The organism is Telluria sp. ZT3P39, assembly GCF_059685935.1.
On the sequence record NZ_JCASIH010000006.1, the window covers coordinates 159314 to 173824 of the forward strand.

Here is a 14511-nt window from a genome sequence, read left to right on the forward strand (position 1 = left end):
TCACATGCACCGTGGCGACGCACGACCCGGTTGAACGCGCGGTCGGCGGAGCCGACCACCCTACACGGGCCCTGGTCAGGCGCCGGTCTTGATGCCGTGCCTGCCCATCAGGTCGTACAGGGTCGGGCGGCTCACGCCCAGCACCTCGGAGGCCTTGACGATATTGCCGTCCACCCGGGCCAGCGCCTTGACGATGGCCTTGTACTCGGCCTCGTCGCGCACCTGGCGCAGGTTGATCGGCTCTTCTTCCGCGCCCTCGCCCGGCAGCCCGAGGTCGTCGGCGACGATGGTGTTCCCGTCGGCCATGATGACCGCGCGCTTGATGTAGTTCTCCATCTCGCGCACGTTACCCGGCCAGGCATAGCTTTCGATCGCCGCGATCGCATCCGGTGCGAAGTGCAGCGAAGGGCGCGACTCGGCCGCGCAGAACTTGTTCTTGAAATGGTGGGCCAGCAAGGCGGCATCGCCGTCGCGCTGGCGCAGCGGCGGGATCGTCACCACGATCTCGGACAGGCGGTAATACAAGTCTTCGCGGAAGCGGCCCTGGGCACACAATTCCTTGAGCTTCTGGTGGGTTGCGCAGACGATGCGCACGTCCACGGGAATCTCCTCGTGGCCGCCGATGCGCTCGATCACGCGCTCCTGCAAAAAGCGCAGCAGCTTGGCCTGCAGCGGCATCGGCAAATCACCCACTTCGTCGAGGAAGAAGGTGCCGCCGTGCGCCAGCTCGACCTTGCCCTTGGTCTGCTTGGCCGCGCCGGTGAAGGCGCCCTTTTCGTAGCCGAACAACTCGCTCTCGAGCAGGTTTTCCGGAATCGCCGCGCAGTTGATCGCCATGAAGCGTTCCTTGGCGCGCGGCGAGAGCTGGTGCAGCGCGCGCGCCAGCACTTCCTTGCCGGTGCCCGACTCGCCCAGCAGCATCACCGAAGCCGAGGTAGGCGCCACCTTTTCGATGTTGCGGCAGACCTTGAGCATGCCCGGGTCGCGCGAGATCACCCCGGACATGGGCGAGTCGGCCTGCGACTGCTGCATGCGGCGGTTTTCCATCTGCAGGTTGTTCAGGAAGAAGGCGCGCTGGATCACCAGGTTGAGCACTTCCGGGTCGCACGGCTTCTGGTGGAAGTCGTAGGCGCCCATGCCGATCGCCTTGACCGCATTGGTGTGGTCCTGGTTGCCGGTCAGGACGATGACGCGGGTGTCCGGCGCCAGCGCCAGGATCTGCTGCAGCGTCGCCAGCCCTTCGGTCGAGCCGTCCGGATCGGGCGGCAGCCCGAGGTCCATGGTGCATACCGCCGGCTCATGGCGCCGGATCTGGGCCAGCGCCGCCTCGCGGTCGCCGGCTACCACCACATCATAGGCATCGAGGCTCCAGCGCAGCTGCTTTTGCAGGCCGGGATCGTCTTCGATGATCAGCAGTTTCGGTTTGGTCTGGGTCACGTTCTTCCTCGGGTCATGCGGCGCGCGAAGCATTCTGCTCCGCCGGCACTTCTTGTTGATGGAGCGGCAGCAGGACACGGAAGGTGGTGCCGGCGCCCGGCCTGCTGCTCACCTCCAGGCTGCCGCCCAGTTCATTGATGTATTCACGGCTTTCGAACACCCCGATGCCCATGCCCGCCGACTTGGTCGAGTCGAAGGGCTTGAACAGGCGCTCGCGGATGAAGTCTTCGCTCATGCCTTCGCCGGTATCGGCGATCTCGATCACGGCGCTGGCCGCTTCGCGCGCCAGGCGGATCTTCACGCTGCCGGTGCGCGGGGTCGCTTCGATCGCGTTCTGGATCAAATGACCCACCACGCGCTCGAGGCGCTCGCGGTCGGCCAGCACGCGCAGCAGCGGATCTTCGACCGCCAGCTGCGGGCGCGGCTCGAAGGCGGCCTTGAGCGCGACCGCCTGGCGCACCACCTGGTCGACCGACAGCGCCAGCGGCTGCTCGTGGTTTTCGATGCGGCTGAGCTTCTGCAGCATGATCTTCATCTTCTGCACCGAATAGTCGACCGTTTCGAGCATGTCGGCCTGGAATTCGGGATTGTCCTTGTGCCTGGCGGCGTTGGCGTTCATCAGCGACAGCTGCAGCACCAGGTTCTTCAGGTCGTGCACGACGAAGGTGGACATCCGGTTGAAGGACTCGAACTGGCGCGCCACCATCAGGGCATGGGCGGCGTCCTGCTGCGCCAGCTGGCTGGCGGCCTGGCTGCCCGCGATCTCGAGCACGTCGATGACTTCCCAGTTCAGCTTGACCGGGCTGCGCGGATTCTGCAGCAGCACGAAGCCGAACAGGCGCGCGTGCAGGATCAGCGGCACCACCAGCCAGGCGCGCGGATAGCTGCCCAGCCATTCCGGCAGCACCAGCGCATCGTACTTGCCCGGGGTGTGGGCGTATTCGTGCAGGTCGACCACCCACTGGCTCGATTCGAGGAACTGGCAGAAGGCCGAATCGGCCGGCTCGGAGGCCGCCACCGCCGGGCCGCGCCAGTTGGCCGCCGGTTCGTAATGGCCTGACTCGCCGCGCTGCCACAAGGCGCCCGCGGGGCTTTCCACCAGGGCCGCGACGGCTTCGATGACACGCTCGCCCAGGTCGGGACCGGGCTTGGACAGGGTGCGCGTAAAGCGCATCCACTCTTCGCGGTAATCGTAGTTGTAGCGGTAAAAGTGCTTGCTGATGAAGACCTTCAGGCGCGCCCGGAAGCTGCCCGAGAACAGCACCCCGGCCAGCAGGATCAGGGCCGCGAACAGGAAGGTCACCTGCATCACGGTGCCCCAGCTGCCGCCGAAATAGCGCAGGTAGTAGCCGGCCGAGCCCATGGCCAGCAGGTAGAGGGCCGAGCCGAACAGGGTGGCCGAGTGGAACATCGCGCGGCGCGACACCGCCAGCGGCGAGGACCACAGCTTGCTGCGCCCCAGCGAAATCGCGATCAGGGGCACGGTCAGGGCATTGACGACGCCGCGCGCGGCCCAGATGTCGGGATCGACCTCGCGGAACAGCATCACGTTGCTGTACAGGTAGAAGTCGTAGGCGAACATGGCGCCGATGCCGAGGCAGGCGAATTTCACGGCCCAGCGTTCGTGCAGCGTGCGGTTGCGGTAGACGTGCTCGATCAGGAGCATGCCCGAGACGGCCATCGCCACGCGCGCGGCCACCGATACCGCGCCCGACGTCGCCAGCTCGGACAGGTCCCACCAGCCCGCCATCGCCGCGCCGAGGCAGGCGAGGTAGCCCAGGCCGCCGAACAGGATGGGCGGCTGCAGGCGCAGGGGCATCCGGCTGTCCGGTTCGGTGAAGTGCCCGCGCAGCACGATCAGGAACACCGACCAGGCGGCGTTGCGCAGCAGTTCGGCGCAATCGGTCAGGGGCGACCACATGACGCCGTAGGCAGCTTCCCAGGCCAGCGCCGCGCCCCACAGCACGCTCGACAGGCAGGCCAGGCCGAGCACGATGTCGTGGCGGCGCCGCTGGCGGACCGCGAGCGGCGCGCCCAGCACGAGGAAACTGGCGGCGACCAGCGCATAGCTGTAAACCGCGATGCTGGTCAGGGGAACGGCATCCATGTCGTGGAAGGTGGCGGCGCGGGGAGGAAGGAAGGTGGGACGGCGCGTGCGCGACGCCCGGCGGGTTGCCCCGCCGGGTGCAGGCGAATCAGCGGCCGCTGCGGAACAGGACGACCTTGAGGGTGTTAATCAGGATCAGGACGTCGAGGAACAGGCTGTTGTTCTTCACGTAGTACAGGTCGTACTGCAGCTTTTGCAGCGCGTCTTCCGCCGACGAGCCGTAGCCGTAGCGCACCTGGGCCCAGCCGGTGATGCCCGGCTTGACGCTGTGGCGCACGTTGTAATACGGGACCACTTCGATCAGCTGCTCGACGAAGTAAGGACGCTCCGGACGCGGGCCGACGAAGGACATCTCGCCCTTGAACACATTGAGGATCTGCGGCAGCTCGTCGATGCGCGTCTTGCGCATGAAGTTGCCGAAGCGGGTCACGCGCGGGTCGTTCTGGGCCGCCCATTGCGGCTTGCCGCCTTTTTCGGCGTCGGCGCGCATGCTGCGGAACTTGTGGACGCGGAAGGTCTTGCCATCCTTGCCGACCCGTTCCTGCGAATAGAACACCGGGCCGCCGTCCTCGAGCTTGACCAGCACCGCCGCCAGCAGCATCAGCGGGAAAGCCATCAGAAGGATCAACAGGCTGCACACCAGGTCGAAGGTGCGCTTCATGAAGGTACGTACGAAACTCTGGTCGAAGCCGCCGCCGAACACCAGCCACGAAGGCTGCAGCGAGTCGACCCGGATCTGGCAGGTTTCGCGCTCGAAGAAAGTGGCGGCGTCGGTGACGCGGATGCCTTGCAGCTTGCAGTCGAGCAGTTCCTTGATCGGGAAGCCGCCGCGGCGGTTCTGCACCGAGACCACGATTTCCGACACGTTGTGCTGGCGTGCCAGCGAGACCAGCGAGTCGCCGTCGCGCACCTTCAGCAGGTTCTCGGCCGGGATGCACAGCTCTTCGCTCGGGCTCGGGATGAAGCCGGCGATGTCGTAGCGGTGGTAGTTCGAATTCTTGGCCGCCAGCTCGCTGCACTCCTTGGCCAGCGGGCCGCCGCCGAGGAACATGATGCGCGACTGCAGGATGCGCGCCTCGGACGACTTGAAGAAGGCCATCCGCGCCAGGAAGATCCCGAAGCCGCCCAGGATGAACACGACGGCCATGGTGCCGCGTCCGAAGGACAGTTCCGGCGCCATGTAGAACACCAGCGCCAGGATCGCGAAAGCCATCATGAACGATGGCATCAGCTTCATGAAGAACGGGTGGCGCAGCCCTTCATCGTAGTCGAGCTGGTACATGCCCATGGCGCTCATGCTGAAGATGATCGCCACGGTGAAGGCAACCGCCGAGGTGAAGAAGTGGTCGAGGTGGGCCGCCGTCGCCGCGTCGCCGAATTCGAGCATGCGCAGGGCCGAGCCGATGTAGGCCGCCCCCAGCAGTACGATCACTTCGACGAACAGCAGAAGAAAGACGATCTTCGACACGTAGTGGTTAGAGATCCTAAACACGGCAGCCTCCCCGATTTTTATTGCTTGTTTGGTTGTGCATTGCTGTTCTCAGATGGCGCGAGGTGTTGCACATACCAAGCCATCGCCTGCTGCAGGCCTTCGCCGATCCTGTGCGTGGGCTGGTAGCCCAGCAGGGCTCCCGCCTTCGAGATGTCGGCCAGCGAATGGCGCACGTCGCCGCGGCGGAACTCCACATAGCTCGGCCGGTGCGCGTCCAGGTGCGGGAACTGCTCCCGCAGCAGGCCGCGCATGGTGTCGTACAGCTGGTTCAGGCTGGTCTGGTCGCCGACCGCGATGTTGAATACCTGGTTGGCGGCTTCGCTTCCCGACAGCGCCGACAGGATGTTCGCCTGCACCACGTTGTCGATGTAGCAGAAGTCGCGGCTGGTCTCGCCGTCGCCGTTGATGCGCAGCTCGTCGTTGCGGATCAGCGCCGCGACCCATTGCGGGATCACGGCGGCATAGGCGCCGTTCGGATCCTGGCGCGGGCCGAACACGTTGAAATAGCGCAGGCCGATCGATTCGGTGCCGTACGTGCGGCCGAACACGTTGGCATACAGCTCGTTGACGTACTTGGTCACGGCGTAGGGCGACAGCGGGTTGCCGATGCGGTCTTCGATCTTCGGCAGGTCGGGATGGTCGCCGTAGGTCGAGCTCGACGCGGCGTAGACGAAGCGCTTCACTTTCGCATCGCGCGCGGCCACCAGCATGTTCAGGAAGCCGGTGACGTTGACCTCGTTGGTCATGATCGGATTGTCGATCGAGCGCGATACCGAGCCCAGTGCCGCCTGGTGCAACACGAAATCGGCGCCGGCACAGGCGCTGGCGCAATCGGCCTCGCTGCGGATGTCGCCTTCGATGAAGGCAAAGCGGGTCCAGGCCTCGGCGCCGACGGCGTCGCGCACGAGGTCGAGGTTGTGGCGGTGTCCGGTCGCGAAGTTGTCCAGGCCGGTGACCTGCTGGCCGAGCTTCAACAGCGCCTCGACCAGGTTCGAACCGATGAACCCGGCCGCACCGGTTACGAGCCAGTGGTAGCGGTGCTGCCGCAGGTGCTGCTGGACGTCTTGGAACTTGTTCACTTTCTAAACACTTTCAGGGTCACGCCGGCGTTGCCGGCGACGTCGCCGCGCTCACGCGCAGCCACGGAATGTTATAGGCGCCAGACGCAGTAGCCGGCTTCCTGGAAGGCGTTCGGCTCGAACTGCGACTTGACGTCGATGAAGCAGCCGCCTTCGTTGAGCTTGGACTGGAAGTCGGGCAGCGACAGGGCCAGCACTTCCTTGTGCGGCACGGCGATGATCACGGCGTCGGCCTTCGGCAGGCTGTCCCAGCTTTCCAGCTTGATGCCGTACTCGTGCTGCGCTTCGGCGGCATCGGCCTGCGGGTCGAACACATGCACCTCGACGCCATACGATTCGAGTTCGTGGACGATGTCGGCCACTTTCGAGTTGCGCAGGTCCGGGCAGTTTTCCTTGAAGGTCAGGCCGATCACGTTGACCTTCGAGCCCTTGACGTGGAAGCCAGAGGAGATCATCGACTTGACGGTCTTCTCGGCCACGAACTTGGCCATGCCGTCGTTGATGCGGCGGCCCGCCAGGATCACCTGCGGGTGGTAGCCGACCATCTCGGCCTTGTGGGTCAGGTAATACGGATCGACGCCGATGCAATGGCCGCCGACCAGGCCCGGACGGAAGGGCAGGAAGTTCCACTTGGTGCCGGCTGCCTTCAAGACCTCGAGGGTGTCGATGCCGATCTTGTCGAAGATGATCGCCAGTTCGTTCATGAGCGCGATGTTCAGGTCGCGCTGGGTGTTCTCGATGACTTTCGCGGCTTCGGCAACTTTAATGCTGGAAGCGCGGTAGACGCCGGCGGTGATCACCGATTCGTACAGGTTCGCGATGCGCTCGAGCGATTCGTCGCCGTCGCCCGACACCACTTTCAGGATGGTGGTGAGGGTGTGTTCCTTGTCGCCCGGGTTGATGCGCTCCGGCGAGAAGCCGACGTTGAAGTCCTGCTTCCATTTCAGGCCCGACTCGCGTTCCAGGATCGGGATGCACACTTCTTCGGTGGCGCCGGGATAGACGGTCGATTCATAGACGACGATGGCGCCGCGCTTCATGTGCTTGCCGACCGACTTGCTGGCGCCGATCAGCGGCGTGAAATCGGGATTGTGCGCGATGTCGACCGGGGTCGGCACGGCCACGACGATATAGTCGGCCTGCGCCAGCATGGCCGGGTCGGTGGTGACCTCGAGCCCGCTCGCAGCGCGCAGCGCGTCCGACGAGACTTCGCCGGTCGGGTCCACGAACTGTTGATAACGTTCGATCTTGGCACGCGACAGGTCAAAACCGATGGTGCGCCCCTTCTTGCCAAATTCAACAGCCAGGGGCAACCCGACGTAACCCAGCCCTACCACTGCGACGACTTCATCAGCTTTCATTGATCGCGTTCCGCTCAAGAATTTAGTTTTGCAATTATGCTAACATTCAGTGTAGCACGAATGGATAAGTACACTCAACTTACCTTTAGAATTTGTCTAACGGTAACAACATTGACTTCGAAGTGATAACTAAATGACATGACTGGCGTAAGACGCCTTTAGCCAGCTCATCTGTATCGGTCTGGGGATATTAGCATTTTCTGAAACACAAGTTCCAAGAAAGCATGAATCGTGCGCGCCGTACCGATAGCACTTCGTCAAGCGTCGCGCACCGGCCGATAACGGCATGCGTCGACACCCGAGACAGGCAGGGAAGGCAGATGAATGGGATGGTGCGGCTGGCGGGGATCGAACCCACGACCCTTGGCTTCGGAGGCACAAGGCTAGCATGTTTGCCACGTTTTACCAAATTTGACTTGCTTTTATATTTACTATGAAATCATGATCTTATAGCGCGGCCGAGATTTACGGACGAGTACGAAAGTTGTCCGGCATTGCGCTCCTCCGTAACCCCAATGTAGCCCAGGACCGAAATATGCCAACACCGCGCTCACCCTCGCAGCGTATTGTATTTACGGTAGCCGCCATTGATCGCCTCCCCCTGCCCCCGGCAGGAGCGCGCGCCACCTATCATGATATCCGCGAACCTGGCCTGCAGCTGCGCATAACGTCGAACGGGCGCAAGACTTTCTGCATGCTCAAGCGCGTGCCCAACGGCCGACCGCTGCGCATCACGATTGGACTGTATCCTGACCTGAAAATCGACCAAGCCCGGGTCCGCGCTGTTGCCATCCGTAACGACATCGCCCTCGGACGGGACCCGGCCCAGGCCAAACGCGACCGCCGTGCCGAGTTGACGCTCGGCCAGGCGTTCAACTGGTACGTGGAGCATCGCGCCATCCCGGAAGGACTCAAGACTGTCGATGCGATGCGCGCCAACTTCGAGCGCTACCTCGGCGCCCTGCCGCCGACCCAAGTAAAGAAACACGGCAAGCCGCGCACAAAATCGCCGGGTTCGGTCAACTGGGAACACCGCAAGCTTTCTAGCATTACCCCGGTCCAGGTCGCCGAACTAAAGTCCTCGCTGGCGCGCGGCGCCGGTCGCGCAGCCGCAAACCACGCGCTAAAGCTGCTGCGGGTGGTCTTCAACTGCGTCATCAAGGCGCGCCGGTTCGGCGGCGACAACCCGGCTGCCGAATTCGGCATCCTGCGGATCAAGGCGCGTGACAGGTTCGTGGGCCGCGACGAGTTGCCGCAACTCTTCACTGCCCTTGCGCAGACCACAAACATCACGATCCGCGATTACATCCTCCTGTCGATCCTGACGGGGGCGCGGCGCGGCAATGTGCTCGCCATGCGCTGGGTTGACATCGACATGACCCGCCGCGTGTGGCGCATCCCGGACACGAAGAACGACGAGCCGGTCGATGTGCAGCTGTGCGACCAAGCAATGGCCGTGCTGCAGGGACGGCAGGCCGCTGGCGGCACGTGGGTATTCCCTGGCACCGGCCGTTCGGGACACCTCGAGTCGCCCAAACGCGGCGTTCGGACAATCCTGGACGCCGCCGGAATCGACGACCTGCGCATTCACGACCTGCGCCGCACACTGGGCAGCTGGCAGGCGATTCTCGGGTCCTCGCTCGTGATCATCGGCAAGTCGCTCGGCCACAAGTCACTTGCCGCAACACAGATCTATGCGCGCCTGAGCGCCGAACCAGTTCGCGCATCGGTTGCGCAGGCCGCAGATGCGCTGTTCGAGGCAGCGCTGGGTTCTCCCCCGGCTTCCGAGGCCGCTCAGGTTACGGATTAAGCTGCACGCGGTGCCGTCGCCCCACCAACACCCACGACGAAGGAGAAACATGCTGGAGAACGAAAATGACGAGCCATGCCTGCTGTCCGATCGAGAGATTCTGCGCGCACTCGTGATCCAAAGGCGCGCCTTCCAAAAGGGCGATCTGCAGGGGCTGCTCAAAACGCTGCTGTTATGCGGACGCTATCAAGCCGTCATCCCAGACTGGGCCGTCGATGAACTGCTGCGCATTGAGACGGCAATCAAGATCGGCCAGCCTGTCGACCTGAACAAGTACTTCGGCTGGAAGCCGGATAGCAGTAACGCGCGCTACAACAAGCATTACCAGGACAAGTGCAAATCGCAGATCCTCGCTGACCTGCTACGGCGACGCCAGGAGGGGGCCAGCTTCGCACGCGGGGAGAAAGACGTGTTCGACATGGTCGCACAGGAAGTAGGCGTGCCTCGCCGCACAGTGATCGCCGTTTATGAAGAAAACAACGAGTGGCTGACGGATATCCGCCGGGGCAGCACGGACAATGTGGCCTTTGGCGACATTGTCATACCCCGTGGCCGGCGCCGGGGCCGGCCGATCGTATCTCGTTCCAAGAAGAAAAAGACAGTTTTCGACTGAACGGCAACACTTAAAAACACTAGGCATACGAGGTCTACTCGCGGTCAAGTAACCTGCAGCAATCCTGCGGCGGGTTCCGCAACCAGGAGAAGACCTTGGAAAAGAAGTTCCCGCAAGCCGTTACGGCGATTGCTTCTGTTTTGCAACCGCCCACGCTGACGTCCGCGCTGATGACGCCCGCCGAAGCCGCTGCATACATTGGCGTCGAAGCAGCCACCTTGGCCGTGTGGCGCTGCACGGGCCGCTATTCGCTCCCCTACCTCAAAGTCGGCCGTCTCGTCCGCTACCGCAAGAACGACCTCGATTCCTTCTTGGAATCCCGCCGTGTCGGTTCCATCCAGGAGGTCGAATAATGACTTCCCAACCCGCCAACGACCAGCCCTGGCTCGCTGAGCTGTCGATGCTCCTGTCGCGCCACTCCGGCCTCGGCATCGGTGCCGACGTGCACGTCATGTGCCTCGACGAACTGCACGGGCTGTACCGCTTCCTCGCCCGCAAGGAAAAAAAGACGGGGGTCTGCGATGAATAACCACGCCAAGAAACAGCCATGGGAACCCAACGCCATGGTGGGCGGTACTTATCGTGCTGGCACGATAAAGCGCCACCGCCGCACCCAGGCGCAAACCGAGCAGCTCGACCAGCAGATCCTGGACGTGCTGAGAGTAGATCATCCACAGTCGGTGCGCCACGTGTTCTACCGTATGACCGACCCGCGTCTGCCCGAGCCGGTCGAGAAATCGGACAACGGCTACCGCCACGTACAGGATCGCTGCGTGAAGCTGCGCCGTAGCGGCCGCCTGCCGTATAGCTGGATCGCCGATATGTCGCGCCGCGGCTACTTCGTCACGACCTTTTCGGACGCGAACAACTTCCTGCTGCGCATGGCTGGCTTGTACCGCGCCGACCTGTGGAAGGAGGCCGAGGGCCGCTGCGAGGTCTGGTGCGAAAGCCGCAGTATCGCCAGCGTCGTCCAGGCTGACTGCCACGAGCTTGCAGTCGCCTTGTACCCATGCGGCGGCTTCAGCAGCCTGTCGTTCGTTCACGAGGCCGCCGAGATGCACAACCATAGCGACGACCTGCGCCCGCTGACGATCTTCTACATCGGCGATTACGATCCGGCCGGCGTACTGATCGACATCGCGCTCGAACGTGAACTGCGACTGCACCTGCGCCCGGACATCCCGCTGCACTTCAAGCGCATCGCAGTCAACCAGCGTCAGATCGCACTCCACAACCTGCCAACCAAGCCACGCAAAGCGACTGACAAGCGCTCTGCCCATGTCGCAGTGACTGTCGAGGCCGAAGCGATGCCGGCGCGCATCCTGCGCCGCATGCTGCGTAGAGAAATCGAGGTCCTGTTGCCACCAAATGCACTGGCAGTTGCAAAGATCGCCGAGCAATCCGAACGCGACGGGCTGCTTCGGCTCGGCATGCTGTCGCCGGACTCGCTGGCCGCGCTGATCTATGAGTCCGACGGGGAACCCGATGACGACGAAAACTACGGCGAGGACTAAGCGCATGAGCGCATCCGTCTATCGTGCCAGCACGATAAATCTGCGGCCCTGCCCGTTCTGCGGGGGCCCAGCCACCCTATCATCACTGCCGCTGGCACCGACCTGGTGGCGCGTGCGCTGCACCCAGTACGAGTGCGGTGCCACGACCTGGGCAATGGACGAAGCCGCCAAGGCCGTCAAGGTCTGGAACCGGAGGGGTAATGAGCAAGAGTAATTACCGGAAGGGCGGTCTGTCGTTCCCGTTCGTTGCCATCCCCACCGAGGTCGTTCGTTCAGAAGAGTGGCTGAACCTGCCGCACAGTGCCCGTGTACTCGCCATCGACCTGATGAGCCAGTACACGGGCAAGAACAACGGCAGGCTGTGCCCTGGCTTCCCGGTCATGCAGAGGTACGGCTGGGTGTCGAAGGAGACCCTGATCAGGGCCAAGAAGGCGCTGCTGGATTGCTCCTTCGTGGTGCAGACCCGCATCGGGCATCCCCCGCGCACTGCGGAATGGGTCGCCTTTACCTGGTGGGAACTCGATTACGAGAAGTCGATGGACATCGATCCTCGCGCCTTTCACCACCTAAAGTTCTTCAGCGCTGCCAGGCAGGACCCGAATGAAGGACGGGTAAAGCCGGCAGTTCGTGAGGTACGAAAAGCGTACTGATCGGACGGAAATCGGGGGCTACATGGTCCGGTTTTCGTACCGATAGCAGGTGGAATAGCTGTTCAATCGGTACGGAAATTGAACCACGGCTCATAGGGAAACGGCGATTTTTCGATCGGTACGATTTTCGTACATGTTTTAGAGGTTGCCATCTCTGCCCAGCACAGGACTTGGTGCACCAGTAGGAAGCGACGGGCTTGGTTGGGTCGGCGACGCGCAGACATGCGGGCCGCACCGCACGCCAAAGCCACTACCGCCCACCATTCCGCCGATCTGGCGGCTGTCCGCAGCAGCAACACAACCCAACAACATCGCAGCATCATCTGAACAAGGAGAAGCAATGATGACCCACCTGACCGGAAACATCTCTCTTCATTCCCTGACCACAGCAGCTAGCATCGTCACCGAAGCAGTGGCGGCACTGGCACAGCCGGGTCATGAAACGCCCGACGCTGTCGCAAAGGATTTCGCACGGCACGAGAAGGCGAGCGACGCAGCAGAGAAGTACCGTCCCGAGTTCTTCCCCATGAGCGACGTGCGCATCGACGGTGGGACCCAGACCCGCCTGCAGATTGATGACGCCATCGTTGAAGACTATGCCGAGGCTTTGCGCGACGGTGCCAAGCTGCCGCCAGTTCTGCTTTACCACGAGAAAGAGGTGGATGCTTACTGGCTCGCAGACGGCTTCCATCGCTTCTTCGCACACCGCCTGATCGGCAGCACGGACATCTTGGCCTGCGTCCGTGACGGCACCCTCGACGAGGCCTTGCTGCACGCTGCTGGCGCCAACGATACTCACGGTCTGCGCCGCACCAACGCTGACAAACGCAACTCAGTGCAAATGGTGTTGGCCAACCCAAAGCTGACCCAGAAAAGCGACCGCGAGATTGCCCGCCACTGCAAGGTCGGCGCGAGCCTGGTGGCCGACGTGCGCAAGGCTATCTGCACGGATAATGCAGATAGCCCGGCCGCGCCGACCCGCACCGTCACCCGCAACGGTAAGACCTACCAGCAGAGGGTCAAGGACAAGCCAACCTCCGCTGCCGCTCCCTCAGCGTCGACGGACATGAGTTCGGACGAGCGTGACGCCGATCATCAACCGCCAGCGGCGTCCGTGTCGTCGCAAGGCGGCGAAGTGGAGAAACCGCGTAGCGACGGCGATCACCCCCCCATCTCGAAGGCGCGCAAGCTGGAATCGATGTCGCGCGTCGATGTCGCCCTCAACGCAAACGTCAATGAGCTGCTGGCCGAAGCTCAGGAAGAGACCAAGCGACTCACTGCTCAAGTCGCCGCATTGTGTGACCAACACAATGCCGAGCTGCAGCGCGAGATCGCCGTGCGTGTCGAGCTGGAACACCGTCTCGACGAGGTGTTAGAGCGAGAAAACCCGCGAGATGAGCGCCTGCAATTCCTCGGTGATCAGTTCGCGGAGCTGGGCAAGCTACTGGGCGTTGCAGGTGCGAAGAATATCGTCGACCGCGTGCGTGTGCTCGTCGCCACGACCGCAAGCTTGGCAGCCGAAGCCGACCTCGGTGCGCAAGGCTTGGGACAAGACAAGTAGACACTGCTGTAGCTCATGCCCTCGGCCGACGACTAACGTGAGGCGCCCCTGAGAACCTGTGATGTTGTTGAGGCCGTGACTTTGGTCAGGTAACGGTCTTTTCGTTGAAACTAGTCCTTTGGACCGGCTTGAGAGCCATGTGCTTTCGCTCGCTGCCCACGCGGGCAGCTCCTTTCAACATCATCCGACCCGCCTCAGTGCATTGACGATACAGCTCCAGCATTTCCATCTCGTCCGAATCTACTTGTTCAAGCCAAGCCTTTCCAAGCACGGCAGGCGTAGCGTCCGTCCCTAATAGCTGATCGGCAGTCAGTCCCAGCACCTTTGCGACCGCAGGTACATTGTCGCGCGCGATCTTTCCACTTGTCGTCCACTTGGAGACTGCCGCGATCGACACGTCCACCCGCTCGGCGAGCCAAGCTTGGCTCTGGCCGATGGCTTTCAGTCTGCTCTTTATCAAGTTTGCAATATCGCTGTTCATGTGACCACCTGAAAGTCGTGACGACATCAATGTTGGTACTGCCGGCACGACTATAGCAGTCATGTGCCAGAGGGCGTGAACCGGTGCCAGATGACTTTGGCCACTCAGATAATCGACGAAGATAGGTACCTACTGCGCGGGCTGGCTAACACTGATCCACATCCACTTTCTTAAAATCCGCTGTAGGGGCGCGGACTTCGCGCGGAGTGTGCTGGCTCGACCAAGCCAAGCTTGCGCACCTATCAACTCTGATAGTTGTCCATTAAGCAATCCATCCACAGATTTCGTTAATAAGACTGTGCATAAAGGTAATTGACCGCCGCGATGTTCTCTCTCGCCCGCGCCCGCGTGGGGGTGCGTACTCTCATGAGTACTCATTTCCAATTGACAAGAACAACCCTTAGAA

14 protein-coding genes are annotated in these 14511 nt (G+C 62.5%); 8 read left to right on the forward strand and 6 right to left on the reverse strand.

Going from position 1 to position 14511, the window contains the following annotated elements; all coding sequences use genetic code 11:
• Positions 1-75 precede the first annotated feature (75 nt).
• The 5 genes from prsR to AC56LR_RS08900 all read right to left on the reverse strand — a co-directional run bounded on the left by prsR (position 76) and on the right by AC56LR_RS08900 (position 7476).
• Positions 76-1437 (reverse strand): PEP-CTERM-box response regulator transcription factor, encoded by a 1362-nt coding sequence (prsR, locus tag AC56LR_RS08880; protein ID WP_497129596.1) that lies wholly within the window; start codon positions 1435-1437, stop codon positions 76-78.
• Between the two features lie 13 nt (positions 1438-1450).
• Positions 1451-3544 (reverse strand): XrtA/PEP-CTERM system histidine kinase PrsK, encoded by a 2094-nt coding sequence (gene prsK, locus AC56LR_RS08885; protein ID WP_497129598.1) that lies wholly within the window; start codon positions 3542-3544, stop codon positions 1451-1453.
• A gap of 88 nt (positions 3545-3632) precedes the next feature.
• Positions 3633-5036 carry a TIGR03013 family XrtA/PEP-CTERM system glycosyltransferase gene (locus AC56LR_RS08890; RefSeq protein WP_497129600.1) on the reverse strand — a complete coding sequence of 468 codons (1404 nt, stop codon included), beginning with the start codon at positions 5034-5036 and terminating at the stop codon, positions 3633-3635.
• A 17-nt stretch (positions 5037-5053) separates the two neighbouring features.
• Complete coding sequence (locus AC56LR_RS08895) at positions 5054-6115, reverse strand: SDR family oxidoreductase (RefSeq protein WP_497129602.1); 1062 nt, start codon at positions 6113-6115, stop codon at positions 5054-5056.
• Positions 6116-6186: 71 nt separating this feature from the next.
• A complete protein-coding gene (locus tag AC56LR_RS08900) occupies positions 6187-7476 on the reverse strand; it encodes a nucleotide sugar dehydrogenase (protein ID WP_497129604.1) in 1290 nt (429 codons plus the stop codon).
• A gap of 535 nt (positions 7477-8011) precedes the next feature.
• Here AC56LR_RS08900 and AC56LR_RS08905 point away from each other — a divergent pair.
• The 8 genes from AC56LR_RS08905 (at position 8012) to AC56LR_RS08940 (ending at position 13624) form a co-directional block, all read left to right on the forward strand.
• Entirely contained in the window at positions 8012-9286 is a 1275-nt protein-coding gene (locus tag AC56LR_RS08905; RefSeq protein WP_497129606.1) for a tyrosine-type recombinase/integrase, read from the forward strand.
• A gap of 49 nt (positions 9287-9335) precedes the next feature.
• Positions 9336-9899: a hypothetical protein gene (locus AC56LR_RS08910; RefSeq protein ID WP_497129608.1), complete on the forward strand. Its 564-nt coding sequence runs from the start codon at positions 9336-9338 to the stop codon at positions 9897-9899.
• Positions 9900-9994: 95 nt separating this feature from the next.
• Positions 9995-10252 carry a helix-turn-helix domain-containing protein gene (locus AC56LR_RS08915; protein WP_497129610.1) on the forward strand — a complete coding sequence of 86 codons (258 nt, stop codon included), beginning with the start codon at positions 9995-9997 and terminating at the stop codon, positions 10250-10252.
• Positions 10252-10428, forward strand: a complete 177-nt coding sequence (locus tag AC56LR_RS08920; protein ID WP_497129612.1) for a hypothetical protein — start codon at positions 10252-10254, stop codon at positions 10426-10428. Before AC56LR_RS08915 ends, AC56LR_RS08920 begins: the two co-directional genes overlap by 1 nt.
• Positions 10421-11413, forward strand: coding sequence for a hypothetical protein (locus tag AC56LR_RS08925; RefSeq protein ID WP_497129614.1), 993 nt, complete (start codon positions 10421-10423; stop codon positions 11411-11413). Before AC56LR_RS08920 ends, AC56LR_RS08925 begins: the two co-directional genes overlap by 8 nt.
• A gap of 4 nt (positions 11414-11417) precedes the next feature.
• Complete coding sequence (locus AC56LR_RS08930) at positions 11418-11627, forward strand: Lar family restriction alleviation protein (protein ID WP_497129616.1); 210 nt, start codon at positions 11418-11420, stop codon at positions 11625-11627.
• Positions 11614-12063, forward strand: coding sequence for a hypothetical protein (locus tag AC56LR_RS08935; RefSeq protein WP_497129618.1), 450 nt, complete (start codon positions 11614-11616; stop codon positions 12061-12063). The genes AC56LR_RS08930 and AC56LR_RS08935 overlap by 14 nt, the downstream gene beginning before the upstream one ends.
• Before the next feature lie 340 nt (positions 12064-12403).
• Positions 12404-13624: a ParB/RepB/Spo0J family partition protein gene (locus AC56LR_RS08940; protein ID WP_497129620.1), complete on the forward strand. Its 1221-nt coding sequence runs from the start codon at positions 12404-12406 to the stop codon at positions 13622-13624.
• An 85-nt stretch (positions 13625-13709) separates the two neighbouring features.
• Here AC56LR_RS08940 and AC56LR_RS08945 read toward each other — a convergent pair whose 3' ends face one another.
• Entirely contained in the window at positions 13710-14105 is a 396-nt protein-coding gene (locus AC56LR_RS08945; protein ID WP_497129622.1) for a helix-turn-helix domain-containing protein, read from the reverse strand.
• Positions 14106-14511: the final 406 nt, after the last annotated feature.